1 protein-coding gene is annotated in these 662 nt (G+C 66.6%); it reads right to left on the bottom strand.

Annotation, left to right across the window (positions count from 1 at the left end; translation table 11 throughout):
- The coding region (locus HLUSI_RS0108590; RefSeq protein WP_016833580.1) for an NAD(P)H-dependent flavin oxidoreductase at positions 1–662 on the bottom strand (662 nt) is incomplete at both ends.

Genomic DNA, 662 nt, shown 5'->3' with positions numbered 1-662 from the left:
GAAAAAACCCCTGCCCTGGGCCTCAGCCTTGCTGCGCAACGGTGCAATCGCGGCGGTGGCGAGCGGAAACACTTGTGCTGCGCTGCTCAACGGTCCCAGCTCGCGCATTACGCGGTTGACGATGCCGCGCGCCGGGCCGCCGGTGAACAAGGTGGTCAACGCGGTATGTTCGGCGGCGGGGCCTTTGAGCGCAGCGCGATGCGGCGCACTGGTGGAGGCTTCCGGGGTCAGCATGTAGGACGTGCCGATTTGCACGCCGGCCGCGCCCAGCGACTTGGCGGCAGCGACACCGGCCGCGTCGGCAATGCCGCCTGCGGCAATCACCGGCACGTTTACGGCGCGGACGATTTGCGGCAGCAAGGCAAAAGTGCCGATTTGCGTCGACAAGTCGTGCGTGAGGAAGAAGCCGCGATGGCCGCCGGCTTCGATGCCTTGCGCGATGATGGCGTCGACACCCTGCTCTTCCAGCCAGCGCGCTTCAGGGACGGTGGTCGCAGAGCACAGCACTTTGGCGCCCCAGCTGCGCACCCGATCCAGCAAAGCCTGATCCGGCAATCCGAAATGGAAGCTGACGACGGCCGGCTTGAACTCGCTGAGCAACTCGGCTGCCTCGGCGGAAAATGGTGCGCGGCCGGCGCCTTGCGGGATGGTGTCGGGATCGA

Source organism: Herbaspirillum lusitanum P6-12 (genome assembly GCF_000256565.1).
Classification (GTDB): Bacteria; Pseudomonadota; Gammaproteobacteria; order Burkholderiales; family Burkholderiaceae_D; genus Herbaspirillum; species Herbaspirillum lusitanum.
The sequence above is the reverse complement of the archived record's forward strand: the minus strand, read 5'-3'. Positions and strand labels throughout refer to the sequence as shown.